Raw genomic sequence first — 25,865 nt, 5'->3', positions numbered from 1 at the left:
CAATTCAGCGCCCATGTCGTCCGGCGCGGCGCGTGTCGTGGCCGCAGCCGTCGAGTCGTTGTACCGCGCACCGCTCTGGCTGCCGAACCGGCATGCGCAGACCATCGTGCCATCACTGTTCGCGCGCCGCCCCACGGTGGCGTTGCGTCGCGAGCGGTGGGATACGCCTGACGGCGATTTCATCGACCTCGATTGGGTGGTGCATGACACGCCGACGGCGCCCGCCGCCGACGCCCCGCTCCTCGTACTATTCCACGGCCTCGAAGGCAGTTCCGCCTCGCACTACGCAATGTCGCTGATGGCCGCCTCGCGCGAAGCCGGCTGGCACGGCGTGGTGCCGCACTTTCGCAGTTGCGGCGGCGAATTGAATCGCTTGCCGCGCTTCTATCACCTCGCCGACAGCGACGAAGTCGATTGGGTGCTGCGGCGTCTGCGCGCCGCGCACAACGGGCCGATCGTGGTGGCGGGCGTGTCGCTCGGCGGCAATGTGCTGCTCCGCTGGCTCGGCGAGCGGCGCGAAGAGGCCGCCGCCCTCATCAGCGCGGCCGCGGCGATTTCGACGCCGATCGATGTCCATGCCGGCGGTCGCGCGTTGTCGCAGGGCTTCGGCCTCGTCTACGCGCGCAGCTTTCTGAAGACGCTCAAGCAGAAGGCCACGCAGAAGCTGGTCCAGTATCCAGGCCTGTTCGATCGCGACACGATGCTCGCGAGCCGCAACATGTACGAGTTCGACAACGTCGTCACTGCGCCGCTGCACGGATTTCGCAATACCGAAGACTACTGGAGCCAGGCGACCACCCGTCCGCTGCTGCCGCATATTCAGGTGCCGACGCTGGTGCTGAACGCGCGCAACGACCCGTTCCTGCCGGCGGAGGCGTTGCCGTCGCGGCACGAGGTGTCGGCGGCGGTGGAGCTTGAACAACCGAAGCACGGCGGCCACGCCGGCTTCATGACCGGACCGTTCCCGGGCCGCATCGACTGGCTGGCGCGGCGCGTGTTCGGCTACCTGGAGCGGCACGTCGACCATGGATGAGATCGTCAAACAGGCTCTGGCCAAATGGCCGAATGTGCCGAGTTGCACCGGCTGGCTGATGCTCGACCGGCGCGGCAACTGGCGCATGCGCGACGAGGCCGCTCAGGCGAGCGGCTCGCCCGGCACGCCGATCCGGCATGACGCGCTGCTCGGTTTCATCAACCGCAACTACGCGGCCGACGAGCACGGGCAGTGGTTTTTCCAGAACGGTCCGCAGCGGGTTTATGTGGAGCTGGGTTATACGCCGTGGGTGGTGCGGTTCGCGGCCAATACCGATGCCGAGCATGACGCGCTCGCGCTCAAGGACCAGGCCGGCGACAGCTTCGATCCCGCCGCCGTGTTGATCGACGAAGAAGGCGGCATTCTGTTTGCCGATCACTCGACGCCGCCCAAAGTCGCGGTCCTGCACGATCACGATCTGGACGTATTCTCCGATCACGCCGTACTCGCCGACGACGCAATGAGCGGTGAATTCCGCTGGAATGACGGTGTGGTGTTGCCGCTGCAAGCGGTGCGCCGCGCCGAAGTGGCCGCGCGGTTCGGGTTCGTGGCCAGTCCGGCGGCAAAAGCGGTCTAGGCTTCTGACTTCTTGGAGCGTCTAGCTCTTCTCGTCCAGCCGCTCCTCCTTGTAGCGGCTTTCCATCTCGTGCAGTCGCGCGTCGACGGTCGCCAGATCGTAGTAGCCGATCGTCTTCATGTCCCGCGCGTCTTTCAGTTGCCGGATCGCCGAGGGCCATGCGCCTTCGAGCGCGAACTTCTCCGCCATCGCCCGATGCTGCGTCAACGCATCGCCACTGCCGGCGCTCGCCTGGGCGAGATACAGCCACCATGCCGGCTGATCCGGATGCGCGACCGTTTCCCTCTGCGCCAGCGCCTGCGCCTCGGCAAAACGCCGCAACGTCAGCAAGGTGCGGATATGCATGTCGATCGCGGCATTCGACTGCGGCCAACGCTGCTGCGCGAACTCGGCGAGACGGACGGCTTCGTCGTCGCGACCGACACGCCGCGCGATGTCGGCGGCCAGCACATCGAGGCTCGGTGAACTGCGCGCCGGTTCGCCCTCGGTCTGCTCACCCGTGATGAACGCCGCGCGGCACTGCGCAAGCGACGCCGCCGCCTCGTCGTAACGCTCCAGCAGCATTTGCCCATACGCGATGCCGTACCAGTTCGCCGCCACGTTGACCGCGGTCCGGTCCTCGATTTCGGAACGCAAGCGCGAAATCTCATCCGTGTACTCACTGCTCGAACGCTCCTGCAACAGACGCGAACGCGCCCGCACAAAGCCGTATTCGGACGCCTGATGCGGTTGCCGGTAAGGCGCGCGGCGCGCCCGGTCTTCCATGTCGGCGATCCGTTCGCCCGTCAGCGGATGCGTGCGCGCGTACGCCGGGACGCCCGCGTCGCTCATCGACGCACGATCGAGACGGCCGAAGAACGTCGTCATCGCGTACGGATCGTAGCCGGCGCCGGCCAGCAGCAGAAAGCCAACGCGGTCCGCTTCGTGTTCGGCCGAGCGCGAGAAGCGCAACTGGTTGTCGACCGCATAGGCCTGACCGCCGATCGCAATCGCGCTGCCGAGGTCGCCGCTGTGCGCGAGCACGCCCGCCAGCACGCCGAACAACACGGCGGCGAGCGCGGCATAGCCGCTGCGCTCACCGGTCGTGATCATCCGCGAAATGTGGCGCTGCAGGACGTGGCCCATTTCGTGACCGAGCACGGACGCGAGTTCCGACTCGGTTTGCGTCGTCACGATCAGCCCGGTGTTCACGCCGATGAAACCGCCCGGCAGCGAGAACGCGTTGATCTGCGCGTCACGCACCGCGAACAGATCGAAGTCGGGGCGATAACCGCCGATGTAGAGCGCGTTGGCCGCGGCGGCGAGTTTTGCGGCGACCGAGTTCAGGTAGTCGCGCACGAGCCAGTCGTCGAGATAGTCGGGGTCGCGGCGCAATTCGCGCATCACACGCTCGCCGAGTTTGCGCTCGGCTTGCGGCGTTAGAGAACCGGCACCGCCGTTGCCGAGATCGGGCAACTGCTGGGTGACGAGCGGCGCGCGCCAACTGGTGTTGGCGCCGGACTGGCCGGAAAAGCGGCTCTGCGCGCCGCCGTACACGCCGAATATGCCCTGCGCGATGTCGGGCGGCACGATCGGATCGGCGTAGAGGTCGGTTGGGCCGCTGACCAACGGCGGTTCAGCCGACTGCGTGTTGAGCGACAACAGACTCGAATTGCCGTGCGATTGCGCGAACGCGCCCGGCGGCGCGGTGAGCGCAACGGATAACAACGCAGCGAGAAACCGTTTCGGGCGCATCGCGAGGTCGATGGGACGGAGTCGAAAGGCGACGCCCGCTGCTCGGAATAAGATAGCGGGCAGGTACAGGGTAATTGTAATCATTCGACGCCCGGAACCGGGCGTTCGTGTTTCGAACGGTCGCCGCGCCGCTGCTATGATAGGCGCCCTCTGAAGGAGCCCAACCATGCCTGAACTCACTCATTTCGACGCTGCCGGCCAGGCGCATATGGTGGACGTCGGCGGCAAGCAGGAGACCAAGCGCATTGCCGTGGCGCGCGGCTCGATTCGCATGCTGCCGGACACGTTTGCGCTGATCCGCGACGGCAACGCGAAAAAGGGCGACGTGATCGGCATCGCGCGTATTGCCGCGATTCAAGGTGCGAAGCGCACCGCCGATCTGATCCCGCTGTGTCATCCGCTCGCGCTGACGCGCGTGAAGGTGGATTTCGAACTCGATGAAGCGCTGCCCGGCGTGCATTGCACGGTGCAGGTGGAAACGCTTGGGCGGACGGGGGTGGAGATGGAGGCGCTGACTGCCGTGCAGGTGGGACTGCTGACGGTGTACGACATGTGCAAGGCGGTGGACCGGGGGATGACCATCACCGATGTACGCGTGCTTGAAAAGCACGGCGGGAAGTCGGGAGATTGGGTGGCGGGGCAGCCAACCAGTTGATTTACACGGGGGGTTTTCATCTCAAGTGATTTGGAAGTGCGGGCGGCGATGCTCCCCGTAGCTGCGCAAACAGCGCTCCACAATCACATTGTGCCCTGCTTTGACCCAATCTTGTCCCAATGGAGTCAAAGCAATGGCATCAATCCGTAGGCACGGCGGGGCTTGGCAAGCTCGCGTGAGACGCAAGGGGTACCCCGAAACGGCGCGCTCGTTCACCAACAGGAAGGACGCTGAAACGCTGGGCGCGAGACATCGAAGCAGAGGTGGAGCGCGGCGCTTACATCTCCCGCATGGTCGCCGAATCCACGACCCTGCACGAAGTCTTGAAACGCTATCTGGCGGAAGTCTCCCCCACTCTTCGCGGGCACGCCGAGGACAAGTACAGGTTACGAGCCCTGCAACGCCAGCGCATCGCGCAGTACAGCATGGCAGCCCTAACGCACGAAATAGTTGCGAACTGGCGCAACGAACTCGCTGCCCGAATCGCACCAGCCACGGTGGTACGAGACCTGGCGACACTGAGCACGATCATCAATCACGCACGACGCGAATGGGGCGTACACATGTCCAACCCCGTTCACTTAGCGCGCAAGCCCACCGTACCACCCGGTCGCTGCCGGGTTCTTTCTGCCGACGAGGAAGTCAGACTTCTGGAGGCAGCCGCCCCTATCGGTCGTCGGTCGCCGTGGCTACAGCCCGCCATCATCCTATCCATTGAGACCGCAATGCGTCGTCGAGAACTGCTCGCACTCGCGTGGGCAAACGTCGATCTTGAACGGCGCACTGCCTTTCTACCTATGACAAAGAACGGTAGCGCAAGGACGGTGCCGCTCTCTTCCCGCGCCATAGCTACGTTGACGAGTATGCCGCGCTCGGCTGATGGACGTGTAATCCCCATGTCGGCAGCCGCCCTCATGCTTCGCTTCAAACTGCTGCGGGAACGGGCCGTACAACCGAAAGGAGATTGCTTGCTCGTCTGCCCGCGCATGCTAGCGGTTGCCGGATCGCTCTCTACTTCATCCGCTTTCGTCGGTACAAGTTCTAGCCCTCGCAGGTGGATGCTCCTCTATCACTTGACCTCGGCGGCTGACAAGATGCGCATGCCTGCCTCTAGAATCGCGCCTGTGTCAGTATCGCGGGAGGGTCGCGTGGGGGAATTGCAGGCGCGCCGCTGCTGCGCATTCTGTGCGAAAAATTGCGGTAAATTTTAGTCCGTTGCAGATCCTCCATTTGGCGGATACCGCATCGCGAGATAGCAGGGGCATGTTCGAGGGCGCGCTACGTCCCAGTCCGTTGGGGATGTTAGCGCGAAATAAGTCAGGTAATTTTCGAATGCCCTTGCTCACGCTAGAATCGCTAACAATTTCATCGTTTGCTCGGTCCCATGACCGGCTCATCAAGAGTTACAACTGGTCCAACTATGTTCAATCTCGCTAGCACACCGTACCTGCTGGACGCGTCGGCAGAAGCTCAACTCAGTCAGCGACTGTCAATGCTCGAGGAAAGAGTCGCCGTGCTGCGCAATAGCGGCACGCTAAGTACCGAAACGATCCGGAGTTACTACGGCGAAAAGCGATTCGAACAGGTGGCGGAATCCAATGCGCTTGAGGGAAATACGCTATCTGTCGGAGAAACTGAGTTGGCTGTCATGAAGGGCATCACGATCACTGGGCATGATCCGGCCTTCGCAAAAGATGCCATTGATCTAGACAAAGCGTTGGCTCGTTTGGCGGAAATGGCGCGTGACCGAGATGCTTCGACTGACCTCGCGCAGTTGCACGAATTGCATTCGTTAATCCTAGGGGACAGGCCGGGCGCAGGTATCTTGCGCAAGGAGCGCGTTGCCATACGCGGAGCCGCGCACACCCCACCGAAAACGTGGGAAGAAGTAATGAGCGGCATGGAAGCTTGGCAAGAGTGGTCTGCTGAGAACGCCACGCTGCCAGCGCCGATACGTAGCGCGGTGCTTCATGCGTGGATGACACACATTCACCCGTACATCGACGGCAACGGTCGGACCGCACGAGCACTGACAAACCTCGAACTGGTACGCGCTGGATACCCTCCGATCATCATAAAGAAAAAGGAGCGCTATCGCTACCTTGAGGCATTGGCTGAATCCGATCTCGGTGGAGACATCCGCTCATTCATAGAGTTAGTGCTGGATAAGTTGGACGGCGCGTTGACCGGCCTTGAGCTCTCTGCGAAGAAAATGCAGGGTTACAACCCGATACTTGAAAAGCTCAGGATCAAGCAAGAGTCGCAACTTAAGATTTGGGAAAACAGCATAACTTTGCTGGCGGCTATTGTTGAACATCACCTTCGAAACAGGCTTGAGCAAGTCGGTGGCACATGCCAAGTGAAAGTATTCGATACGCCGCTCGATGTTGAAGACTACGTTGAACTTTGCGCCGGTCGTAACGTCGCCCGCACATGGGCATTCGTGATTAAAGTCTCAGTCCCTGGCGTACCGAGCATCGAGAAGTTGGCGTACATCGGCCATCGAAGCTCCCGCATGTTCCAGCATCTGGGGCACGAGGGCGGCCCCTCGTTGTTCTGGTCAATCAAAAACCCCAACGGCTTCCCCAAGTGGGTATCCATCGAAGACGGCGCTCCTGGGGGCGCAGAACTTACAACGAAAATTGGCAATGGCGACGAGTGGCACGTACGTCAGCGTGATCAGATCATCATGAAAAGCATGACGGAGTTAGGAAACATGATCGCCGATGCATTAGTAGCCGAGGCAGTCGAATAAGGTCAGGTAGCCCTTTGCTTAGAATTGCCGCCTGATTTAGCCTGTCGCTGGGCTGCTTCAGGTGGCCCACTAGCGTCCCATTCACTCTGGCAGAAGCAGGGCGAATCAGGCGACCAACTCTTTTCAAATCAACTACCTACAGCTTCCAGCCTCATGTGCAAGGCGGTGGATCGGGGGATGACGATCACCGATGTGCGCGTGCTCGAAAAGCACGGTGGGAAGTCGGGAGATTGGGTGGCGGGTTGATGACGATCTGCACGGCTCTCGTCACCATCCACTCCACCTTTTTCAAATTCGATGAGCTAACGCGACGACTCAATCGTCGTCGCTATCATCGTCCTGATTGACGTTGCTCGGCGGCTCACCATAGCGCTTCATCAGTTCCGCCTTGAAGCCCACCAGCGTCTTCTGTTCGTCGCACAGTTCGTACAGGTAGCCCAACTGCGACGGCCAGTCGTTCAACTCCAGCGCGAAAATCTTCAGGCGCTCAACCGTATCGAACGCCCCCGCTGTATCGCCGCTCAACGCCTGCAACACCGCATAACGGCGCAGCACGGTTTCACCCGGCAGCAACGCCAGCGCCTGACGATGCATCGCGAGCTTGTGCTGCAGATCCATCGAGTTCATCGGCAGCAACGTCGCGAGACCATATTCGCCCCACGCCTGAAACAGGAACGACGGGTCTGCACGATACTGCTCGGCAGGACGCGAGCCGTAATACAGCACCTCGGCGCGCGCATAGTCGCGATACACCGGATACAGCGCGGCCAGCCCACCGAACACCACCACGACAAACGCGCCGAACGACAGGCGCGCGGGCACGAGCCGCAGCGAGCGGGTTTCCAGCAAGCCGAACACGAACATGGCCGGCAGCAGGAAGAACATGTACTGCTGCGGATATTCGACCAGCGCGTGCATCACCAGCACGCCGATCAGTGAGATGCCAAACACCCGGCCCGCGCTGTGCGGCGCGCGCACCACACGCAGCAGCCAGGTGACCAGGCCGAACAGCACGATTGCGAAGCCGATCAAACCGGTTTTCGCCAGCAGGTCGACGAAGATGTCGTGCGAGTTATTGGCGATTTCGACGCCACCGAGGTTCTTCGCCAGCGCGAACTGGTAACTCGGAAACTCGCCCCAGCCGACACCCAGCAGCGGATGCGTCTTGAACATCGTCCAGCCGTATTTCCACAGCGCGAGGCGCGGAGCGATCTGACCGGCGTCTTTGAAGCGCTCTGCCGCGGACTGACCCAGCTCCAAGTGATAGCGCACGTTGGCCCAGCGGATCAGCGCGTTGACCACGACGAACAACAGCGCCAGCACGATCGGCACGAGCCATTGTCGGTTGCTGCGTCGAAGCAGCGGCTCGCTGCGCGTCTGCGCGAACGCCATCCAGAAACCCGCGACCACGATCACGCCCATTTGCAGCCACGGTCCGCGCGACACGGTCAGCGCGAGACCCACCGCGAAGATCGTCGATACGAGGAACCAGATGCTGACGGCAATGCGTCGCGTCTGCACGAGGAACAGCGCGCCGGCCATTGCGAAGGCAATGTACGTGGCGAGGTGATTCGCCTGCGCCATATTGCCGAACGGCCGACGCTCGACAGTAATGTTGTACGCCACCACGAACGGCGACACGCGCGTCTCGAGGTGAAACAACTGGATCACCTGACAGAACACCGCAAACAACCCACCGAGAATCAACGCGCCCGCTGCCCAGCGCAGCGCGGTTTCGTCGAGCTTGACGCGCGCGAAGCCGTAGCCGGCGTGCACCGCCATGAAAGCCGCCAGCAGGAAGCCGCCGCCGAGCCAGTTCATCGACGGTTGCGTGACCGGCAGCAACACCGATTGCGCCACGACGACCAGGCCGAACAGCAACGGCACCAGCGCAACGACCGGCGACGCGAACGTGACGCGCGGCCTGGCGCTCGCCACCATCAGCACGACGCCCGCACCGGTCAGCAGATGCAACGCCAGCGCCGTGAATTCGGCGTAGAAGGTCGGAATCGGATACGTATGGTTGACGACTGCATAAGGCAGCATCAACGCAAGGGCCAACAGAATGAGTGAAAGGTAGCGCGCGAATGGGGTGGGCATCGAGTAACCGGTGGGCGTCAGCAACCGGCGCACTATACAAAAAAATCCTCCTGCTGTGCGCCGGCCGGGCTGAAATATCCCGAAAATCAGCCTTTTACGTGCGGTCGGCTACTCATCCGACGACTCGCGCTACACCTCATGAACGGCACTCGGGCGGTGCGAGATTCGCTGACAGCGTGGACGCTTCAGTCGGAGCCGGTCCTGCGCCCGGCGCCGGCAACGACGAGGCCGCTTTGCCGCCGGCGAAACACTCCCACGTGAGCGCGCCTGCCTGCATCGAACCCTTGCTCAACGCGATGCGCGCGGTCGGTGCATCGGCATTGTCCGGTACCGACGGCACCAGCGTCAGCGTGTTCGACCCCGCGGGCGCCACGCGCGTGGTGAACGCGACGGTGATCTGACCGGTGTCGTCGTCGACGCGAACCGACTCGACGTTGCGGGTGGCGGGCGGCGATGCATACCCGCCGCTGAACGTGCTGCCGCTCGCCGCGTTTTCAGCGACGGCGAGACGCGCGGAGGTCGCCAGCGACAAGCCTTCGCCGACGCGGCTACGCGCGAGATAGTCCTGATACGCGGGAATCGCATACGCAGCGATCACGCCGACGATCGCCAGCACGATCATCAGTTCGATCAGCGTGAAGCCGAGCCCGAGGCGGCGGCAGGCACGCGCGAGACGCGCGGACCAGCGCGCTCGCTCAAGCGTAAAACGCGGGGGCAGCGAGGATTGAGAATAAGGGGAACACGGCAAGGTAACGTTCATGGGCAGACTCCTGAAACGAAAAACGCCTGCCCCACGGATCGGGGACAGGCGTTTCTATCGTAGCGAGAGGCGCCCGCGGCTCACAGTCAGCCGAATGGCTAACGTTGCATGCCACGTGCTCTGCGTTTATGCGCTATGCACTGGCGCGGTTGGCGTTACGCCGCTTGAGCAGATAACCCAGAATCACGACGAACAACGCACCCGCGATGCTCATGCCGTATTCGGCCAACGGCGTATCGAGAATCGGCCACCGGTCGCCAGCCGGATCGTTGACGATCAAACCGCCCGCGATCCACCCCAGCAAGGCCGCGCCGAGCGTGATAACGATCGGAAAACGGTCGAGCAGCTTCAGCACCAGCTGGCTGCCCCACACGATCAGCGGAATGCTCACGATCAGGCCGAAGATCACCAGCGCGAGCCGGTGTTCCGGATCGGCCGCCTCCGCCGCGCCGGCAATCGCGATCACGTTGTCGAGGCTCATCACCGCATCCGCGACGATGATGGTCTTGATCGCCGACAACAGCTTGTCGGCCGGTTTGACGTTCTCATGCGCGTCGTGCGCGGGCGCCATCAGACGCACGCCGATCCACAACAGCAGCAGGCCGCCCGCGAACTTCAGCAGCGGCACGTCGAGCAGCGCGACCGCGAACGCGATCAGCGCAACGCGCAGCACGATTGCGCCGGCCGTGCCCCACAACACGCCCCTGGTGCGCTGGGACGCCGGCAGGTTACGGCAAGCCAATGCGATGACAACTGCGTTATCGCCACCCAGCAGGATGTCGATCACGATGATCTGGATGACGGCGCCCCAATGGAGCGTGGCGAAAAACTCGAGCATGGACGAAAGGCCAGGAAGTCTGGCGCACAGCCAATAAAAAAGCGGAGGAGTTTGCACTCCCCCGCTTTTTTTGAAACCGCACGCTCACGAAAGGGTCCCGTAAGCGTATCAAAAAACGCGCCCTTACAGCGCGCGAATTTTGGTATTACAGCATCGCCTTCAGAAGACGCGCCATTTCCGACGGGTTCTTCGTGACCGTGATACCGCAGGCTTCCATGATTTCCAGCTTCGCTTCGGCCGTATCCGCACCGCCCGAGATCAGCGCGCCGGCGTGGCCCATGCGCTTGCCCGGAGGCGCCGTCACACCGGCGATGAAGCCAACCACCGGCTTCTTCATGTTGTCCTTGATCCACTCGGCGGCATTCGCTTCGTCCGGACCACCGATCTCGCCGATCATGATGACGGCGTCCGTTTCCGGATCGTCGTTGAACATCTTCATCACGTCGATGTGCTTCAGCCCGTTGATCGGGTCGCCGCCGATACCGACTGCCGACGACTGGCCGAGGCCGATCGCCGTCAATTGACCGACTGCTTCGTACGTCAGCGTGCCCGAACGCGACACGACGCCGATACGGCCCTTGCGGTGGATGTGACCCGGCATGATGCCGATCTTCAGTTCGTCCGGCGTGATCGTGCCCGGGCAGTTCGGTCCGAGCAGCAGCGTCTTGCTGTTCTTCGCGCGCATACGTGCCTTGAGCTCGATCATGTCACGGACAGGAATGCCTTCCGTGATACAGATCGCCAGGTCCAGGTCAGCTTCGACCGCTTCCCAGATCGCAGCAGCAGCGCCTGCCGGCGGAACGTAAATCACCGACACGGTCGCGCCCGTTTCAGCCTTGGCTTCAGCGACGCTAGCGTAGATAGGAATGCCTTCGAAATCTTCGCCGGCCTTCTTCGGGTTCACGCCTGCAACGTACGCTTCGCGGCCGTTTGCATATTCACGGCAAGCACGCGTATGGAACTGACCGGTCTTGCCGGTAATGCCCTGCGTGATGACCTTGGTGTCTTTGTTAATCAGAATCGACATGTATTGACCTCTGTTCGTTTGGCGTCGCGCTGTTGCGCCGCGCGGCGGGATGTTCTCCGCCCGCGTCACTCACGCGCCGCCATTCGTAATGCCTGGTTAATCTTGGCAAAAGCCCGTGGCAAAAGCCGCCGTGGGACGAGGCTTACGCCTTGCCCGATGCAGCCGCGACGACCTTCTGAGCCGCTTCTTCCATGCTGTCCGCCGCAATGATCGGCAGACCGGATTCAGCGAGCATCTTCTTGCCCAGGTCTTCGTTCGTGCCCTTCATGCGGACCACGAGCGGCACCTTCAGCGACACGGCCTTCGACGCCGCGATCACGCCTTCCGCGATCACGTCGCAGCGCATGATGCCGCCGAAAATGTTGACCAGGATCGCGGTCAGGTTCGGGTTCTTCAGCATGATCTTGAACGCTTCCGTGACCTTCTCGGTCGTGGCGCCACCGCCCACGTCCAGGAAGTTCGCCGGTTCGCCGCCGAACAGCTTGATGGTGTCCATCGTTGCCATTGCGAGGCCTGCGCCGTTCACGAGGCAGCCGATGTTGCCGTCGAGCGAGATGTACGCGAGGTCGAACTTCGACGCTTCGACTTCAGCCGGATCTTCTTCGTCGATATCGCGATACGCGACGATTTCCGGATGACGGAACAGCGCGTTCGAATCGAAGTTGAACTTGGCGTCCAACGCGATGACCTTGCCGTCGCCGGTCAGGATCAGCGGGTTGATTTCGGCGAGCGACGCGTCGGTTTCCCAGAATGCCTTGTACAGGCCTTGCAGGATCGAACGGGCTTGCGGCAGCGAAGCGGCGGGCACGCCGATCTTCGTGGCCAGCTCGTCGGCTTCGGCGTCTTTCAGACCCGTTGCCGGATCGACAGCGATCTTGTGGATCAGCTCGGGCGTCTTTTCCGCGACTTCTTCGACGTCCATGCCGCCTTCGCTCGATGCCATCACGACGATCTTCTGCGTAACGCGATCGATCACCAGGCCGACATACAGTTCCTTCTTGATGTCAGCGCCTTCTTCGATCAGCAGACGATTCACCTTCTGGCCTTCCGGACCGGTCTGGTGCGTGACGAGCTGCATGCCGAGGATCTGGTTCGAGAACTCACGAACCTGTTCCAGCGACTTGGCGACCTTCACGCCGCCGCCCTTGCCACGGCCACCCGCGTGGATCTGAGCCTTCACGACCCATACCGGGCCGCCGAGCTCTTCCGCGGCCTTGACCGCATCATCCACCGAGAAGACCGGCTTGCCGCGCGGTACCGCGACGCCGAATTTCCGCAGGATTTCCTTACCCTGGTACTCGTGAATCTTCATGCGTGATTCCCTTCAGTCTGAGAGTTGGATTGAACTTCGTTTCCGCTGCCGTCGTTCATGCCGGACGCGTTGCCGCCCTTACCTGTCTGGCGGACTGCCCCGTCGCCTGACGATGCCACGCGTTCCGCCGAACGCGGTGCGTGGCCATACCAGCGCGGATAAAACTGCTGCACCGCCTCGCCGTCGAAACGCAGCGCGTGGCAGCGTCCCAACTGGAATGGCGGTTTGTCGTTGGAATGCTCGTTCGAGCCGTCAGGCGATTCGTTTCCTGAACTGGCTTTCGCGCCTTTCGCGCTGTCACCGGTGCTCCACACCTCGCCCGCGAATGCCTGAATCGCGGCGGTCGGCAGGATTGCGCACAACTCGGTGAGATGGGTGCAACCCTCCGTGCCACCGAGCAAACGGGCAGCCTCACGGCGGAAGTTTTGACGTAGATTGAGCCCGATGAGGGCACGGTAGGCGGGATTGCTGACCTGGCATAACCCTGGATAGGGCACCCAGTCGGACGACGCCTCGGCGTTGACGACATTGAGCTTGCGATCGATGGTGATGCGAAGCCAGAGTTCATGGATCGGCTGACCATTGGGCCGGACGCCCGACGCAAGCAGCACGTCGCGCGGTTTTTCGTCGGTCAAGCACGCTTCCACATCCCACAGGCCATCGGCTCGCTCATAGGCTTCCGCTCTGATTGCGCGACGATGCCGCAACTGACGGGACACTGGCGGGGAGAGCGGCATGCGGGAAGGAAAGGCCGGATTGGAAAACCCATGAATTTTAGCATACTGGGTATTTGGTACAGGCCGGAATGCGCAGGCCCGCCCGGCGTGCGGCTGAGCGGGTTAAGCGCTATCTCGAAGAGGCTTCTTGCGGCGTGATTTGGCGTGATTCGGCGAGCGGTTGGCAGGTGACGGTGGCGGGTTGCTCCCCTACTCCTCGTCGATGCCTCTGAGGATTTTGCCGATGGTTGCACCCGAAAAACCGCGCGATGCCAGAAAGCGCTGCTGCTTGGCCCGCTCGGCGGGCGTTTCGGGAAGCTGGCCGAATTTTTTCTGCCAAACGGCCTGGGCGCGCACGAACTCGGTCTCACGCAATTGCGCCTTGGCGTCTTCGACGAGCGTCGGGTCGACCGCGTGCTGCTTCAATTCACCGAGGATCCGACTGGCGCCGAGACGCGACGAGCGGCGGTGAATCAGGCTTTCGGCGAAACGCGAGTTGGACAGCCAGTTTTCGGCTTCCAACTGATCGAGCAGCGTGTCGAGCGAATCGGTTTCTTCGACGAACGGTTTGAGCTTGCGCGCGAGTTCGGTACGGCTGTATTCGCGGCGAGAGAGATAGCCGAGCGCGCGTCCTTTCAGCGAACGGGCTGGGCGTTTGGAGTTTTTGGCTTCGTCCTGCTCCGGCTTCGCTTCGCCTGGCTGGCGACGTGAGCGGCTATAGGTCGCCTCGGTAAATTCGGCAACCTCAGCGGTTTCGAAGGGATCCGAACCGGAAGGCGGGGAAGATTTAGACGGTGCGCGCCGCGAGCCACGGCCCTCGGCGCGATCATGCGCGTCGAACGATTCAAACGAATCGTCCTGATCATCACGCGGGCCGTCCGCACTGCGTCCAGCATGAGACAACGGTCGGCCCTTGCGTATCACGTAATGGTTACTCTTCTTCGCCCGCGACTTCAGCGCCGGCGCCCGTCACCGCGTCGGCCATGGCATTCACGCCCAGCGATTCACGGATACGGTTTTCAATGTCACGGGCGATCTCCGGATTTTCGCGCAGGAATTCACGCGCGTTGTCCTTGCCCTGACCGATACGTTCGCCGTTGTAGCTGTACCAGGCGCCAGCCTTGTCGACGATCTTGGCTGCGACGCCCAGATCGATGACTTCACCCTGACGCGAAATACCTTCGCCATACAGGATGTCGAAAATCGCTTCGCGGAACGGCGGCGCGACCTTGTTCTTGACGACCTTCACGCGCGTTTCGTTGCCGATCACTTCGTCGTTCTTCTTGATCGAACCGATACGGCGAATGTCCAGACGCACCGACGCGTAGAACTTCAGCGCGTTACCACCGGTGGTGGTTTCCGGATTGCCGAACATCACGCCGATCTTCATACGGATCTGGTTGATGAAGATCACCAGGCAGTTCGTACGCTTGATCGTACCGGTGAGCTTGCGCAGCGCTTGCGACATCAGACGCGCTTGCAAACCCGGCAGCGAGTCGCCCATTTCACCTTCGATTTCAGCCTTCGGCACGAGTGCCGCGACCGAGTCGATCACGATCATGTCGATCGAGCCCGAGCGCACCAGTGCGTCGGCGATTTCGAGCGCCTGTTCGCCGGTGTCCGGCTGCGACACCAGCAACTCGCTCACGTCCACGCCAAGCTTGCTTGCGTACTGGATGTCCAGCGCGTGTTCCGCGTCGATAAACGCCGCCGTGCCGCCGATCTTCTGCATTTCGGCAATGACTTGCAGCGTCAGCGTGGTTTTACCGGACGATTCCGGGCCATAAATTTCGACCACACGGCCACGCGGCAAACCGCCGACGCCCAAGGCGATGTCAAGACCGAGCGATCCGGTTGAAACCACCTGGATGTCTTCGATTGCCTCACCTGCGCCGAGCCGCATGACCGACCCTTTGCCGAACTGCTTTTCGATCTGCGCGAGTGCGGCAGCGAGTGCCTTGCTCTTTTCAGCAGTCAGTCCAGCCGAGCCTTTCTTGCTTTCTTCCATGAATCGTCCTTTGCTATGATGAACGGCGTCTGAGGCAGGTGTGCCGTCCACTTGGTAATGGCAACACACGAAACTCAGACACTGTATAAAAAAACAGTAGTTTTGGCAAGCACGATTCTCATGCGAACACGCATTTTTACCGTCGCGCTGCCCAACTACCCACAATAATTTTCGGAGACCGCTGCGCGCCGGGGGACACCTCACGGCGCCGGCAAGGTGGGCTGGCGCATCATGCGAATTCTGATTGCCGAAGACGACAGCATACTCGCGGACGGTCTGGTTCGATCACTCCGCCAATCGGCCTATGCCGTTGATCTAGTGAAGAACGGCGTCGACGCCGACACCGCGCTTTCGGTACAAACTTTCGACCTGCTGATTCTCGATCTGGGCCTGCCGCGCATGTCCGGACTCGAGGTGCTGCGCCGCCTGCGCGCGCGCAATTCCAACCTGCCGGTGCTGATCCTGACCGCCGCGGACAGCGTGGACGAACGCGTCAAAGGCCTCGATCTCGGCGCCGATGACTACATGGCCAAGCCCTTCGTACTGACCGAACTCGAAGCGCGCGTGCGGGCGCTGACCCGGCGCGGCGCAGGCGGCGGCCCGACCGTGGTGAAGCATGGTTCGCTGTCGTTCGATCAGGTGGGCAGGATCGCCCATGTCAACGACCAGGTGCTCGACCTGTCGGCGCGCGAACTCGGCTTGCTCGAAGTGCTGCTGCAGCGGATCGGCCGGCTGGTCTCGAAGGAGCAGTTGGTCGATCACCTGTGCGAATGGGGCGAGGAAGTCAGCAACAACGCGATCGAGGTCTACGTTCACCGGCTGCGCAAGAAGATCGAGCCGAGCGGCGTGCGTATCATTACGGTGCGGGGACTGGGCTATTGCCTCGAGAAAGCCGCTTCGCCCGTCGACGCGAACCCGCCTGCCCCACAGGCGCAAGCGCGAGCGCACACCGCCGCCGACCCCGAGCCGCCCGCTTCGCCGCCGTCCGGCGCGATGCCGGCGAGTCACCACTTCAAATAGAGAGCGCCCATGTCCGCGCGCGAAGACCGTGCGGCGGCGCACGCGGCGGACCTCGACGAGGCTCGCGACGCCCGCTACGCGAATCCGTTCGCCCCACCCGACGAAACCGAAGCCGCCGCCGAAGCGCGCCCGCGTTCGTTATTCGGCGAAATTCTCGACTGGATGCTCGCGCCGCTATTGCTGCTCTGGCCGATGAGTCTTGCGGTCACCTACCTGGTCGCCAAGTCGATCGCGAACGGCCCGTTCGACCGCGCGCTCGAAACCGACGCCTATGTGCTGGCCCGCCAGATTCATCCGGTGAACGGGGTGGCGGAGCTCACGCTGCCCGACGCCATGCGCGATTTTCTACGTAGCGACAACGTGGACCGCGTGTTTTACCAGGTGCTCGGCACGCGCGGCGAACTGGTGGGCGGCGAGCGCGACATGCCGCTGCCGCATGAAGAGGACCGGCCGCAACCGGGCCTCGTCGAGTTCCGCGACGACATGCTGCGCGGCAACGACATCCGCGTCGCTTATACGACCGTCGAATTCCCGCAGACGCCCGGCGCGCAGCCGGTGCTGGTGCAGGTCGCCGAAACGCTCGACAAACGCAGCCAGCTCGCCAACGACATCATCAAAGGCGTGATCCTGCCGCAGTTCGTGATTCTGCCGCTGGCGATCCTGCTGGTGTGGTTCGGCCTGTCGCGCGGCCTCGCACCGCTGCACGCGCTGCAGGCGCATATCCGTGCGCGTCGGCCGGACGATCTGTCGCCGCTCGAAGCACGCCGCGCGCCGCCGGAAATCGAGCCGCTGGTGACCTCGTTCAACGATCTGCTGACGCGTCTCGAACAGAACATGGAGCTGCAGAAGCGCTTTATCGCCGACGCCGCGCATCAGATGAAAACGCCGCTGGCCGGCCTGCGCACTCAGGCCGAACTGGCCTTGCGCCAGGATGCGTCGGCGGAAGTGCACCGCTCGCTCGAGCAGATCGCGACCAGTTCGGAGCAGGCCGCGCGGCTCGTCACGCAGTTGCTGGCGCTGGCGCGCGCGGAAAACCGCCTGTCGGGGCAGATTTTCACGCCGGTCGAGGTGACCGAAGTCGCCCGCAGCGCGGTGCGCGACTGGGTGCAGGCCGCACTCGCCAAGCAGATGGACCTCGGCTACGAAGCGCCCGACGAACCCGTCGACGTGGACGGCAACCCGGTCATGCTGCGCGAAATGCTGTCGAACCTGATCGACAACGCGATCCGCTACACGCCGCCGGGCGGCCGCATCACGGTCAGAGTGAGGCACGACGTGGCCGCGCGCCGCGTGCATCTGGAAGTCGAGGACACCGGGCTCGGCATTCCGGTCGCCGAGCGTTCGCGGGTGGTCGAACGCTTCTACCGGATTCTGGGCCGCGAAGCCGACGGCAGCGGGCTCGGACTGGCGATCGTCCGCGAGATCACGACGATGCATGGCGGCGAGCTGACTCTCGACGACAACGTCTATCAGACCTCGCCGCGACTGGCCGGCACCCTCGTTCGTGTCAGTTTGCCGATGCATGAGCGGGGGCGGGACTTACCCTAACGGCACTTGGGCAAGCAAAAACCTCAATTGAATATTGAGATACTGTTGACAGACGTTGATCGGTAACTATATGACGTTGAGCGATTTTGTCGAAAATTTAGCGCCACATAGAGAATCACCCTCTACCCCCGCCACGTCAGTACGCCGTAAGTTTCCACTCCAATAATCCCCTGCACGGGCGTGCTTTGACCGGCGCACCACGTGTACATATCAATATTGGAAATTGGAGACGACATATGGCTACCGTTGGCGGGCAAATCTCGCACGTGCCGATGACGCGCGATGAGAAGCGGGTGATCTTCGCATCGTCGCTGGGCACGGTGTTCGAGTGGTATGACTTCTTCCTGGCCGGCTCGCTCGCGGCCTTTATCAGCAAGAGCTTCTTCTCCGGCGTCAATCCGACTGCCGCCTTCGTGTTTACGCTGCTTGGCTTCGCCGCGGGTTTCGCGGTGCGGCCGTTCGGCGCAATCGTGTTCGGCCGCCTGGGCGACATGGTCGGACGCAAGTACACGTTCCTGATCACGATCCTGATCATGGGCTTCTCGACCTTCCTGGTCGGCTTCCTGCCGGGCTACGCGTCGATCGGCTTCGCTTCGCCGGTGATCTTCATCGCGATGCGGATGCTGCAGGGCCTCGCGCTCGGCGGCGAGTACGGCGGCGCGGCCACGTATGTGGCCGAACACGCGCCGGCCGGACGCCGCGGCTTCTACACGTCGTGGATTCAGGCAACCGCCACGCTCGGCCTGTTCCTGTCGCTGCTGGTGATTCTGGGTGTGCGCACGGCGATCGGCGAAGAAGCATTCGGCGCCTGGGGCTGGCGCGTGCCGTTCGTCGCGTCGATCATCCTGCTAGGCGTGTCGGTGTGGATTCGTATGCAACTGCACGAATCGCCGGTGTTCGAGCGCATCAAGGCCGAAGGCAAGACCTCCAAGGCGCCGCTGACGGAATCGTTCGCCCAGTGGAAGAACCTGAAGATCGTAATTCTCGCGCTGGTCGGTCTGACCGCCGGCCAGGCCGTGGTCTGGTACACGGGGCAGTTCTATTCGCTGTTCTTCCTGACCCAGACGATGAAGGTGGACGGCAGCAGCGCCAACATCATGATCGCGATCGCACTGCTGATCGGCACGCCGTTCTTTCTGTTTTTCGGCTCGCTGTCGGACCGTATCGGCCGCAAGCCGATCATCATGGCCGGCTTGCTGATCGCCGCCTGCACGTACTTCCCGCTGTTCAAGGCACTGGCGCACTACACCAACCCGGCGCTGGAAACCGCAAGCGCGCGGGCGCCGATCGTCGTGATCGCGAATCCGGGCGAATGCTCGTTCCAGTTCAATCCGGTAGGCACGTCGAAGTTCACGAGTTCGTGCGACATCGCCAAGAGCGCGCTTTCGAAGGCCGGCCTGAACTACGACAACGTGGCGGCACCGGCGGGCACGCTGGCCGAGATCAAGGTGGGCGATACGGTAGTCAACACGTATGACGGCAAGGCCGCCGACGCCAAGGATCAGGGCAAGGCGTTCGACAAGACGCTTGCCGGCACGCTCAAGAGCGCGGGTTATCCGGCGAAGGCCGATCCTTCGCAGATCAACTGGCCGATGAGCGTGGCCATCCTGACGATCCTCATGATCTACGTGACGATGGTGTACGGTCCGATCGCGGCGATGCTGGTGGAGATGTTTCCGACGCGGATTCGCTATACCTCGATGTCGCTGCCGTATCACATCGGCAATGGCTGGTTCGGCGGCTTCCTGCCGGCGACGGCCTTCGCGATCGTCGCGGCGAAGGGCAACATTTATTCGGGGCTGTGGTATCCGATCGTGATTGCGGTGGGCACCTTCGTGATCGGCATGCTGTTCGTGAAGGAGACCAAGGACTCGGACATCTACGCGCAGGACTGACACGCGTGATGGACCGCCAACTTGAAAAAGTTGTGCGCCGGGGGTTGACAGCCTCCGGCGTGGTCCGCATAATCTCGCTTCTTTCGGCGAATTAGCTCAGTTGGTTAGAGCGACGGAATCATAATCCGCAGGTCCGGGGTTCGAGTCCCTGATTCGCCACCAGTTGCAAGAAAAAGCCGCTGATCCGCAAGGTTCAGCGGCTTTTTTGTTTTTGGTTCGCCGTTGAAGCACAAGAGGTCTTGGCGATGAAGCTGAACTTCGCTCTCTCCCAAAACTACGGCTCAAAAAAAAGCGCCATCTCTGGCGCCTTCCGATCACAGATCGAGGATCATTTTCACCGCATATTTCGCGGCTTCCATTTCTTCGGCTGTAGCCCGCTCGCCGTTGAACCTGAAGTCTCTAGCCTTGAAAGAAAGCGTGGTGATCTGGTCGACAAGAGCCACGCCCGGCCGCACAAGACTGGAGAGCGGGATCTCCGTTTCCCACCCTCTCACCGAGGAGGTGATGGGCAGCCCCGTAACGCGCCCGGTGAACTCATTGAAGTCCAGCGGACTGAGCACCAGAACCGCTCGATATCCGTCCTGCTCGTTGCCCTTACTTGGCCCAATGTAGAGCCTGATGATGTCGCCAGCTTCAGGTATGCCGTTCTGCATGCGCTCCTACCATTTGTCGAATCGCGCCGGGTCGTCGGGTCCACCGAGTTCCGAGCCTTGCGGTTCGCCAAAGTCGATCGTCTCGTGCGACACAAGCTTGCTCTCGCGGAGTTGCTGCAAATAACGCTCGCGCGAGAAACGCCTGATTGCCGTGTGCCGACGAATCGTCACATTCCCGTCCTGCACTTCGACGTCCACTTCCTGACCTTCCGTGAAGGCCACCTCGCCGGCGACACTCGCGGGGATCCGAACAGCAAGGCTATTTCCCCAGCGCTTTAAGGTTTGAATAGCCATAAGGTCCGCACTCCATCATTCAGAAGCCGCCGGTCAACGCGGCCGGTAACTTCTGACTCTCCGGTTAAAAGGGTCATACGTTGATACTGCGTTGATACAAAATCAATCTTATGCCTGGATCACCGATGTGTCAACAACGTTGATACGGCATACGTACAATCCATTCAGGCCGGTTCCCTTGTATATCCATACAGTACATCCCTGGTCGATCGTCCCATATTGCAAGCCTGCGTCGACCGCTTGTAAAGATTGGATCTGCCGCGCCTGCCTAACCTTGTACGGGTCTGGATGAGTACGCCTAGCGGGAATCTCACGTGAACTTCTTCGAATTGCGCGCGGTCTTGAAAGGCAACCGTGCCATAACTGTGATGCGATCGGCCAACGGCCATCCAACAGCCCCAAATCGCAACTTCAAGGAGGTTTCTTGATCAAGTCCCGCACCGCCAAGCTCGCCGCGGCCACCGCAGCCATCGCCCTCGTAGCTGCCGCATCAGCGCTACCCGGTCAAGCTCAAACTCAAGCCCAAATCCCACCCGACAGCCAGTGGCGCCCCACCCAGACCACGCTCTCCACGCTCCTGCAAGACGGCTACAAAATCGTCGCCGTCGTGAATGGCGCGCATGGCAGCGCCGGTCCAGCCGACACGATTTTTGTCCAGCGCGACCAGAGCGCGTTCAAATGCATCGACCCGCAGCAACCGGAAGCCAGAACGAAGACGCCAACCACGCCCCCGGTCTGCTACGAACTGGTCCCGCCATCAGGAGCGCCGGCGCCTTCCGAATCGAAGTAGCCGCTACACGAAATCGCATAGCGCCTTGCCCACCGCATCCAAACAACCATCGGCAAGCGCTAACCGCCATCGCCCACCTCACCCGCGCCCGGCCTCCAGCCTGAAGAACGCGATCGCCTCGTTGAGCTGCCGCCCCTGACCCTCCAGCGACTGCGAAGCCGCCGCCGCCTCTTCAACCAGCGCGGCGTTCTGCTGCGTCACGGTGTCCATCTGCGTGATCGCCTGGTTCACCTGCTCGATGCCACGGCTCTGCTCGCCGGTGGCCGCCGCGATCTCGCCCATGATGTCGGTCACGCGCGCCACCGCGTGCGTGACTTCCGCCATCGTGCTGCCCGCCTCCTGCGCGAACGACGAACCGTCGCGAATCTTCTCCACCGACGCGTTGATCAGATCCTTGATCTCCTTCGCCGCCACCGACGAGCGTTGCGCCAGGCTGCGCACCTCGCTCGCCACCACGGCGAAGCCGCGCCCCTGCTCGCCCGCGCGCGCCGCCTCGACGGCCGCATTCAGCGCGAGGATATTGGTCTGAAACGCGATCCCTTCGATGATCCCGGTGATATCCGCGATCTTCGCCGAGCTCGCGCTGATGTCGCCCATCGTGCCCACCACGCGGCTCACCACCTCGTTGCCCTTCTGCGCGATCTCCGACGCGTTGGTCGACAACACGCTCGCCTGCTGCGCGCTATCGGCGTTATGACGCACGGTCGCCGTCAGTTCTTCCATGCTCGACGCGGTCTGCTGCAACGACGACGCCTGCTGCTCCGTCCGCGACGACAGATCGATATTGCCCGCGGCGATCTGACTCGAGCCGGTCGCGATGCTATCCGCGGCAAAGCGCACCTGGCCGATCAGGGTCACGAGGCTCTGCTGCATCGCGCCCATCGACGCCAGCACACTGCCCTCCGGCGCCTGCCGCGCCCCGGCCACCGGACTCAGATCGCCCTTGGCGACCCGCTGCGTGACTTCGCTCAATGCCGCCGGCTCAGCACCCAACGCACGCGTCAGTCCACGCGTAATCAGCACGCCGGCAATCGCCGCCGCGCCGGTCGCCAGCAGGCAGATCGCAATCAGCAGATTGCGCTGCCGGGTATTGCGCGCGTCGGCGTCCTGCACGCTTTGTTCGGCCTGGCTGTGCGTATAGTCGACGTAGTCGTTGGTGGCTTTGATCAGCGCGGCCAGCAATGGACGGCATTCGTCGTTGATCTTGGTCACCGCTTCGTCGCGCTTGCCGTCCGTTGCGAGCGCAACGATGCCTTGCGCGACCGGCGTGTAAGCCGCCTCGATGCGGCTCATCTCGGCGACCAGATCGCGCGCTTTGCCGGACGCGTCGGCGGCGGTGTCGACCATCTGCCTGAGTTTGGCGAGGCGCGTCTGCACGTCCTGCTGGGCTTGCGCCTCGGCGGTCTTCTCGACCTCGAAGTCTTGCGGCTTCGTGGCCAGCGCCATGTTGCGGGCCGCAATGGCGCGGCGATCGACCGCGGTGCGTACGCGCGACGCCAGTTCGGCGCGCGCGCTGATACCGGAGACGTAATTCGCGAACCGCTGGTCCGCGTCGTTGAGAGAATTGACGGCCAGGCCCGATACGACCAGGACACTTGCCGCGAGTACCCCGAAGGCCGTCGCAAGCCGGGCTTTGACGCTGAGCTGTTTGTTGTTCATTGGTTTGGTCTTGGATGGACGGTTTGGTATGCGAAAAGAGAGGCCGTCCACTCGCTCTTTCCGTCCACGGGTAACCACGGGTAGCGCATTGCGCGTCAACGGTCGTCCGAACATGCAGGCGGCATTATCCACGCGAAAGCAGCAGGCGAAAAAAGTGTTGGAAATCAGATACAAAGCGACGATTCGCGACGTCGGGTCACACGACAGTCAGCATCCGCCGGGGTATAAAAAAAAGGGAGTCAGCCCTCGCTGACTCCCTGAAGTGCCACTTCTCGCGCGATTCGCGCGCTGCTGCTGTTGCCGCTGTTACTGCTCCAATCCGTTCGCTCAGCTCGCCACGCCCATCGCCGGATCGCTGATGCTGTCCTTGCCGGTCTCGACGCGGCCGGCAAAGCGCCGCGAGAAGCCGCCCGTCATCGTCAGCGTGAAGTCGTACCAGCCGCCGGCAGCGGCGACCGACCAGTACGGCTCGACCTGCATCCCCGCCGGCACCGCATAGGTCCACGGACCGTCGCTGCGATACGCGTTCGACGTGACCGTCACGTTGGCGGCCGCATTGCCGACGTTCATGATCGTCAGATAGACCGCGTTGTTATTCACGTCGTAGCAAACCCGCACTTCCGGATTCGGCCCGGTCGCGACGCTCGCCACGTTGCCCTGGAACGCGCGATGAAAACCGTTCGGCCCCAGCACCCACAGGCTGTAATTGCCCTGGTCGTCGGCGAGCGCGCTCCATGAATCCGACAGCTCCTTGCCGGCTTCGACGGTGTACCGACGCGGCACACGGTCGAGATGCAAGCGGTCGTACACATGGAACACCGCGCCGGCCGTGCCGGTATTGCTGAAGATCAGCCAGATCAGGCCGTCCTGCGTATCGGCGTTGGCGCTCACGTGCAGCAGATACGGCAACGCGCGCGACGGCCGCGACATCAACGCCTGGGTCGGCATCTGCTGGCTCGCCGCCGCCGGCACCGGCACCGCGCCGAGCGCGCTCTGCTGCACGTTCTGCGCGTCGGCCTGGGCCTTGGTCGGCGCGGGCAGCGCCGCCACTGGCGCATCGTTCGGATTGCGGAAATTGAACGCCGAGGTCAGGTCGCCGCACACCGCGCGCCGCCACGGACTGATGTTGGTTTCGGTCACCCCGAAGCGCTGCTCGAGAAAGCGCAGCACCGAGGTATGGTCGAACACCTGCGAGTTGACCCAGCCGCCGGTGCTCCACGGCGACACGACGAACATCGGCACGCGCGGCCCTGGCCCGAAGGTCTGGCCATCCGGCACGAGCGGCGACGAATCGCCGGGCGGGTTGGTTTTCGTGAAGTACTCGTACTGCGCGTTCACCGTCGTTTTACCGGCGAAGGTGCCGTCGGCATTTTTGGTCGGCGCGTCCGGCGGCGGCATGTGGTCGAAGAAGCAGTCGTTCTCGTCGTAATTGACGAACAGCACGGTCTTGCTCCACACGTCGGGGTTCGCGGTCAGCGTATCGAGCAGCAGTTGCAGGTAGTAGCCGCCCTGTCCCGGCGTCGACGCGCCCGGATGTTCGCAGTACGCCTGCGGCGACACGATCCAGCTCACCTGCGGCATCTGTCCCGCCGCGATGTCGTCTTTCAGCGACTGCAGAAAGCCGCCGTCGGGCATGGTGTTGCCGATGCCCTTGTACAGCGGCGCCACCGCTTCGAGCGACTGCGTGTACGGCAGCAGCGGCGAACCCGGCAGCGTCTCGTTGACCTTGCGATAAGTCGCGAAGCCGGCGAGCGAGTTGTCGGTGTAGTTGTCCGGCATGTTCTGGTAGACCTTCCAACTCACGCCTGCCGCTTGCAGACGTTCGGGATACGTCGTCCACGTAAGGCCGGTCGCGGATGCGCCGAGGCCGTCCCAGCCGTCGTTATTGACCACCGGATTGGAGCCCGCGCTCGCGCCGTTGGTGCCGGTCCACAGGAAGATGCGGTTCGAGTTGGTGCCGCCATGCAGCGAACAGTGATAGGCGTCGCAGATCGTGAACGCGTTCGCCAGCGCCACATGGAACGGCAGGTCGGACTGGTTCAGATAACCCATCGACACATCGCCCTTGGCTTTCGGCCATTGCGTCATGCGGCCGCTGTCCCACGCCGCGTGCGCGTCGGTCCACGAATGCGGACCGCCCGCGAGCAGCGCGTTGCCCTTGGTGCTGTCCAGATAGAACGGCAGCACCGTGCGCGTGCCGTCGTTCTGCTGGAACACGGTCGTGCCGCCGGGCTGCGGAATCGTGAAGCGGTCGCTAAAACCACGCACGCCCGGCAGCGTGCCGAAGTAGTGGTCGAACGAGCGGTTCTCCTGCATGAAGATCACGACGTGCTGTACGTCGTTGATGGTGCCGGTCGCGTTGTTCGCGGGAATCGCAAGCGCGCGGCGAATCGCCGGCGGAAACAGGCTCAGCGCGGCAGCGCCCGCGGCGCTGCGCAGGAAGGTACGGCGGTCCAGTGAAGTCATGTTGGGCGTGTTGGGGTCGTCGTCG

The 25,865-nt window shown here is 62.6% G+C and carries 22 protein-coding genes, 1 tRNA gene and 1 pseudogene; 11 read left to right on the top strand and 13 right to left on the bottom strand.

The annotated features are described in order from the left end of the window. Positions 1-13 precede the first annotated feature (13 nt). The gene (locus GGD40_RS15985) at positions 14-1,033 is read left to right on the top strand and encodes a hydrolase (RefSeq protein ID WP_257030515.1); all 1,020 of its coding nucleotides are present in this window, start codon (positions 14-16) and stop codon (positions 1,031-1,033) included. Then, complete coding sequence (locus tag GGD40_RS15980) at positions 1,026-1,610, top strand: DUF2946 family protein (protein WP_179744208.1); 585 nt, start codon at positions 1,026-1,028, stop codon at positions 1,608-1,610. Before GGD40_RS15985 ends, GGD40_RS15980 begins: the two co-directional genes overlap by 8 nt. Positions 1,611-1,631: 21 nt before the next feature. Here the strand turns inward: GGD40_RS15980 and GGD40_RS15975 are convergent, their stop codons facing one another. Next, entirely contained in the window at positions 1,632-3,344 is a 1,713-nt protein-coding gene (locus GGD40_RS15975) for a M48 family metalloprotease (protein WP_179744207.1), read from the bottom strand. Between the two features lie 166 nt (positions 3,345-3,510). Here GGD40_RS15975 and moaC (GGD40_RS15970) point away from each other — a divergent pair, with 166 nt between their 5' ends. From moaC (GGD40_RS15970) to moaC (GGD40_RS36940), 4 genes and pseudogenes are all read left to right on the top strand, one after another. After that, positions 3,511-3,999 (top strand): cyclic pyranopterin monophosphate synthase MoaC, encoded by a 489-nt coding sequence (moaC, locus tag GGD40_RS15970; protein WP_179744206.1) that lies wholly within the window; start codon positions 3,511-3,513, stop codon positions 3,997-3,999. Between the two features lie 290 nt (positions 4,000-4,289). Then, complete coding sequence (locus GGD40_RS37345; protein WP_179744205.1) at positions 4,290-5,210, top strand: tyrosine-type recombinase/integrase; 921 nt, start codon at positions 4,290-4,292, stop codon at positions 5,208-5,210. Positions 5,211-5,419: 209 nt separating this feature from the next. After that, a complete protein-coding gene (locus GGD40_RS15960; RefSeq protein ID WP_179744204.1) occupies positions 5,420-6,754 on the top strand; it encodes a Fic family protein in 1,335 nt (444 codons plus the stop codon). Between the two features lie 153 nt (positions 6,755-6,907). Beyond that, positions 6,908-7,000, top strand: a pseudogene (gene moaC, locus GGD40_RS36940) (cyclic pyranopterin monophosphate synthase MoaC); the annotation flags it as partial. 69 nt (positions 7,001-7,069) lie between these two features. On the opposite strand, the gene GGD40_RS15955 reads toward moaC (GGD40_RS36940), so the two are convergent. The 8 genes from GGD40_RS15955 to recA form a co-directional block, all read right to left on the bottom strand. Beyond that, positions 7,070-8,854 carry a PglL family O-oligosaccharyltransferase gene (locus tag GGD40_RS15955; RefSeq protein WP_179744203.1) on the bottom strand — a complete coding sequence of 595 codons (1,785 nt, stop codon included), beginning with the start codon at positions 8,852-8,854 and terminating at the stop codon, positions 7,070-7,072. A gap of 136 nt (positions 8,855-8,990) precedes the next feature. Beyond that, a complete protein-coding gene (locus tag GGD40_RS15950; protein WP_179708479.1) occupies positions 8,991-9,614 on the bottom strand; it encodes a pilin in 624 nt (207 codons plus the stop codon). A gap of 133 nt (positions 9,615-9,747) precedes the next feature. Next, positions 9,748-10,452, bottom strand: coding sequence for a TerC family protein (locus GGD40_RS15945; protein WP_179708477.1), 705 nt, complete (start codon positions 10,450-10,452; stop codon positions 9,748-9,750). Positions 10,453-10,597: 145 nt separating this feature from the next. Beyond that, on the bottom strand, positions 10,598-11,479 hold the full coding sequence (sucD, locus tag GGD40_RS15940) for a succinate--CoA ligase subunit alpha (RefSeq protein ID WP_035548412.1): 882 nt from the start codon (positions 11,477-11,479) through the stop codon (positions 10,598-10,600). 142 nt (positions 11,480-11,621) lie between these two features. Further along, entirely contained in the window at positions 11,622-12,791 is a 1,170-nt protein-coding gene (sucC, locus tag GGD40_RS15935; RefSeq protein ID WP_035548413.1) for an ADP-forming succinate--CoA ligase subunit beta, read from the bottom strand. After that, positions 12,788-13,528: a DUF2889 domain-containing protein gene (locus GGD40_RS15930; RefSeq protein ID WP_179744202.1), complete on the bottom strand. Its 741-nt coding sequence runs from the start codon at positions 13,526-13,528 to the stop codon at positions 12,788-12,790. Before GGD40_RS15930 ends, sucC begins: the two co-directional genes overlap by 4 nt. Before the next feature lie 189 nt (positions 13,529-13,717). After that, a complete protein-coding gene (recX, locus tag GGD40_RS15925; protein ID WP_179744201.1) occupies positions 13,718-14,431 on the bottom strand; it encodes a recombination regulator RecX in 714 nt (237 codons plus the stop codon). A 7-nt stretch (positions 14,432-14,438) separates the two neighbouring features. Further along, on the bottom strand, positions 14,439-15,515 hold the full coding sequence (gene recA / locus GGD40_RS15920) for a recombinase RecA (RefSeq protein WP_035548417.1): 1,077 nt from the start codon (positions 15,513-15,515) through the stop codon (positions 14,439-14,441). A 231-nt stretch (positions 15,516-15,746) separates the two neighbouring features. On the opposite strand from recA, the gene GGD40_RS15915 reads away from it, so the two are divergent. The 4 genes from GGD40_RS15915 (at position 15,747) to GGD40_RS15900 (ending at position 20,140) form a co-directional block, all read left to right on the top strand. Further along, a complete protein-coding gene (locus GGD40_RS15915) occupies positions 15,747-16,535 on the top strand; it encodes a response regulator transcription factor (protein WP_179744200.1) in 789 nt (262 codons plus the stop codon). 9 nt (positions 16,536-16,544) lie between these two features. Beyond that, positions 16,545-18,083, top strand: coding sequence for a sensor histidine kinase (locus GGD40_RS15910; protein ID WP_179744199.1), 1,539 nt, complete (start codon positions 16,545-16,547; stop codon positions 18,081-18,083). 236 nt (positions 18,084-18,319) lie between these two features. Then, positions 18,320-19,978 (top strand): MFS transporter, encoded by a 1,659-nt coding sequence (locus GGD40_RS15905; protein WP_179744198.1) that lies wholly within the window; start codon positions 18,320-18,322, stop codon positions 19,976-19,978. A gap of 85 nt (positions 19,979-20,063) precedes the next feature. Further along, positions 20,064-20,140 (top strand) — tRNA-Met (locus GGD40_RS15900). A gap of 152 nt (positions 20,141-20,292) precedes the next feature. Here GGD40_RS15900 and GGD40_RS15895 read toward each other — a convergent pair. After that, entirely contained in the window at positions 20,293-20,631 is a 339-nt protein-coding gene (locus GGD40_RS15895) for a type II toxin-antitoxin system PemK/MazF family toxin (protein WP_179744197.1), read from the bottom strand. Between the two features lie 6 nt (positions 20,632-20,637). Then, the gene (locus tag GGD40_RS15890) at positions 20,638-20,925 is read right to left on the bottom strand and encodes an AbrB/MazE/SpoVT family DNA-binding domain-containing protein (protein ID WP_179744196.1); all 288 of its coding nucleotides are present in this window, start codon (positions 20,923-20,925) and stop codon (positions 20,638-20,640) included. Positions 20,926-21,352: 427 nt separating this feature from the next. Here GGD40_RS15890 and GGD40_RS15885 point away from each other — a divergent pair, with 427 nt between their 5' ends. After that, positions 21,353-21,715 (top strand): hypothetical protein, encoded by a 363-nt coding sequence (locus tag GGD40_RS15885; protein ID WP_179744957.1) that lies wholly within the window; start codon positions 21,353-21,355, stop codon positions 21,713-21,715. A 78-nt stretch (positions 21,716-21,793) separates the two neighbouring features. Here GGD40_RS15885 and GGD40_RS15880 read toward each other — a convergent pair whose 3' ends face one another. Further along, positions 21,794-23,374 carry a methyl-accepting chemotaxis protein gene (locus tag GGD40_RS15880; RefSeq protein WP_179744195.1) on the bottom strand — a complete coding sequence of 527 codons (1,581 nt, stop codon included), beginning with the start codon at positions 23,372-23,374 and terminating at the stop codon, positions 21,794-21,796. A 327-nt stretch (positions 23,375-23,701) separates the two neighbouring features. Further along, positions 23,702-25,840 carry a phosphocholine-specific phospholipase C gene (locus GGD40_RS15875; protein WP_179744194.1) on the bottom strand — a complete coding sequence of 713 codons (2,139 nt, stop codon included), beginning with the start codon at positions 25,838-25,840 and terminating at the stop codon, positions 23,702-23,704. Positions 25,841-25,865 lie beyond the last annotated feature (25 nt).

Source organism: Paraburkholderia bryophila (genome assembly GCF_013409255.1).
In the GTDB taxonomy this organism is placed as follows: domain Bacteria; phylum Pseudomonadota; class Gammaproteobacteria; order Burkholderiales; family Burkholderiaceae; genus Paraburkholderia.
Note: the sequence above shows the minus strand (reverse complement) of the source record. Positions and strands in the feature narration are given on the sequence as shown.

Coding starts and splice junctions, on each gene's coding strand:
- GGD40_RS15985 (WP_257030515.1), top strand. CDS start 14: ATGTCGTCCGGCGCGGCGCGTGTCGTGGCCGCAGCCGTCGAGTCGTTG.
- GGD40_RS15980 (WP_179744208.1), top strand. CDS start 1,026: ATGGATGAGATCGTCAAACAGGCTCTGGCCAAATGGCCGAATGTGCCG.
- GGD40_RS15975 (WP_179744207.1), bottom strand. CDS start 3,344: ATGCGCCCGAAACGGTTTCTCGCTGCGTTGTTATCCGTTGCGCTCACC.
- moaC (WP_179744206.1), top strand. CDS start 3,511: ATGCCTGAACTCACTCATTTCGACGCTGCCGGCCAGGCGCATATGGTG.
- GGD40_RS37345 (WP_179744205.1), top strand. CDS start 4,290: ATGGTCGCCGAATCCACGACCCTGCACGAAGTCTTGAAACGCTATCTG.
- GGD40_RS15960 (WP_179744204.1), top strand. CDS start 5,420: ATGTTCAATCTCGCTAGCACACCGTACCTGCTGGACGCGTCGGCAGAA.
- GGD40_RS15955 (WP_179744203.1), bottom strand. CDS start 8,854: ATGCCCACCCCATTCGCGCGCTACCTTTCACTCATTCTGTTGGCCCTT.
- GGD40_RS15950 (WP_179708479.1), bottom strand. CDS start 9,614: ATGAACGTTACCTTGCCGTGTTCCCCTTATTCTCAATCCTCGCTGCCC.
- GGD40_RS15945 (WP_179708477.1), bottom strand. CDS start 10,452: ATGCTCGAGTTTTTCGCCACGCTCCATTGGGGCGCCGTCATCCAGATC.
- sucD (WP_035548412.1), bottom strand. CDS start 11,479: ATGTCGATTCTGATTAACAAAGACACCAAGGTCATCACGCAGGGCATT.
- sucC (WP_035548413.1), bottom strand. CDS start 12,791: ATGAAGATTCACGAGTACCAGGGTAAGGAAATCCTGCGGAAATTCGGC.
- GGD40_RS15930 (WP_179744202.1), bottom strand. CDS start 13,528: ATGCCGCTCTCCCCGCCAGTGTCCCGTCAGTTGCGGCATCGTCGCGCA.
- recA (WP_035548417.1), bottom strand. CDS start 15,515: ATGGAAGAAAGCAAGAAAGGCTCGGCTGGACTGACTGCTGAAAAGAGC.
- GGD40_RS15915 (WP_179744200.1), top strand. CDS start 15,747: ATGCGAATTCTGATTGCCGAAGACGACAGCATACTCGCGGACGGTCTG.
- GGD40_RS15910 (WP_179744199.1), top strand. CDS start 16,545: ATGTCCGCGCGCGAAGACCGTGCGGCGGCGCACGCGGCGGACCTCGAC.
- GGD40_RS15905 (WP_179744198.1), top strand. CDS start 18,320: ATGGCTACCGTTGGCGGGCAAATCTCGCACGTGCCGATGACGCGCGAT.
- GGD40_RS15895 (WP_179744197.1), bottom strand. CDS start 20,631: ATGCAGAACGGCATACCTGAAGCTGGCGACATCATCAGGCTCTACATT.
- GGD40_RS15890 (WP_179744196.1), bottom strand. CDS start 20,925: ATGGCTATTCAAACCTTAAAGCGCTGGGGAAATAGCCTTGCTGTTCGG.
- GGD40_RS15880 (WP_179744195.1), bottom strand. CDS start 23,374: ATGAACAACAAACAGCTCAGCGTCAAAGCCCGGCTTGCGACGGCCTTC.
- GGD40_RS15875 (WP_179744194.1), bottom strand. CDS start 25,840: ATGACTTCACTGGACCGCCGTACCTTCCTGCGCAGCGCCGCGGGCGCT.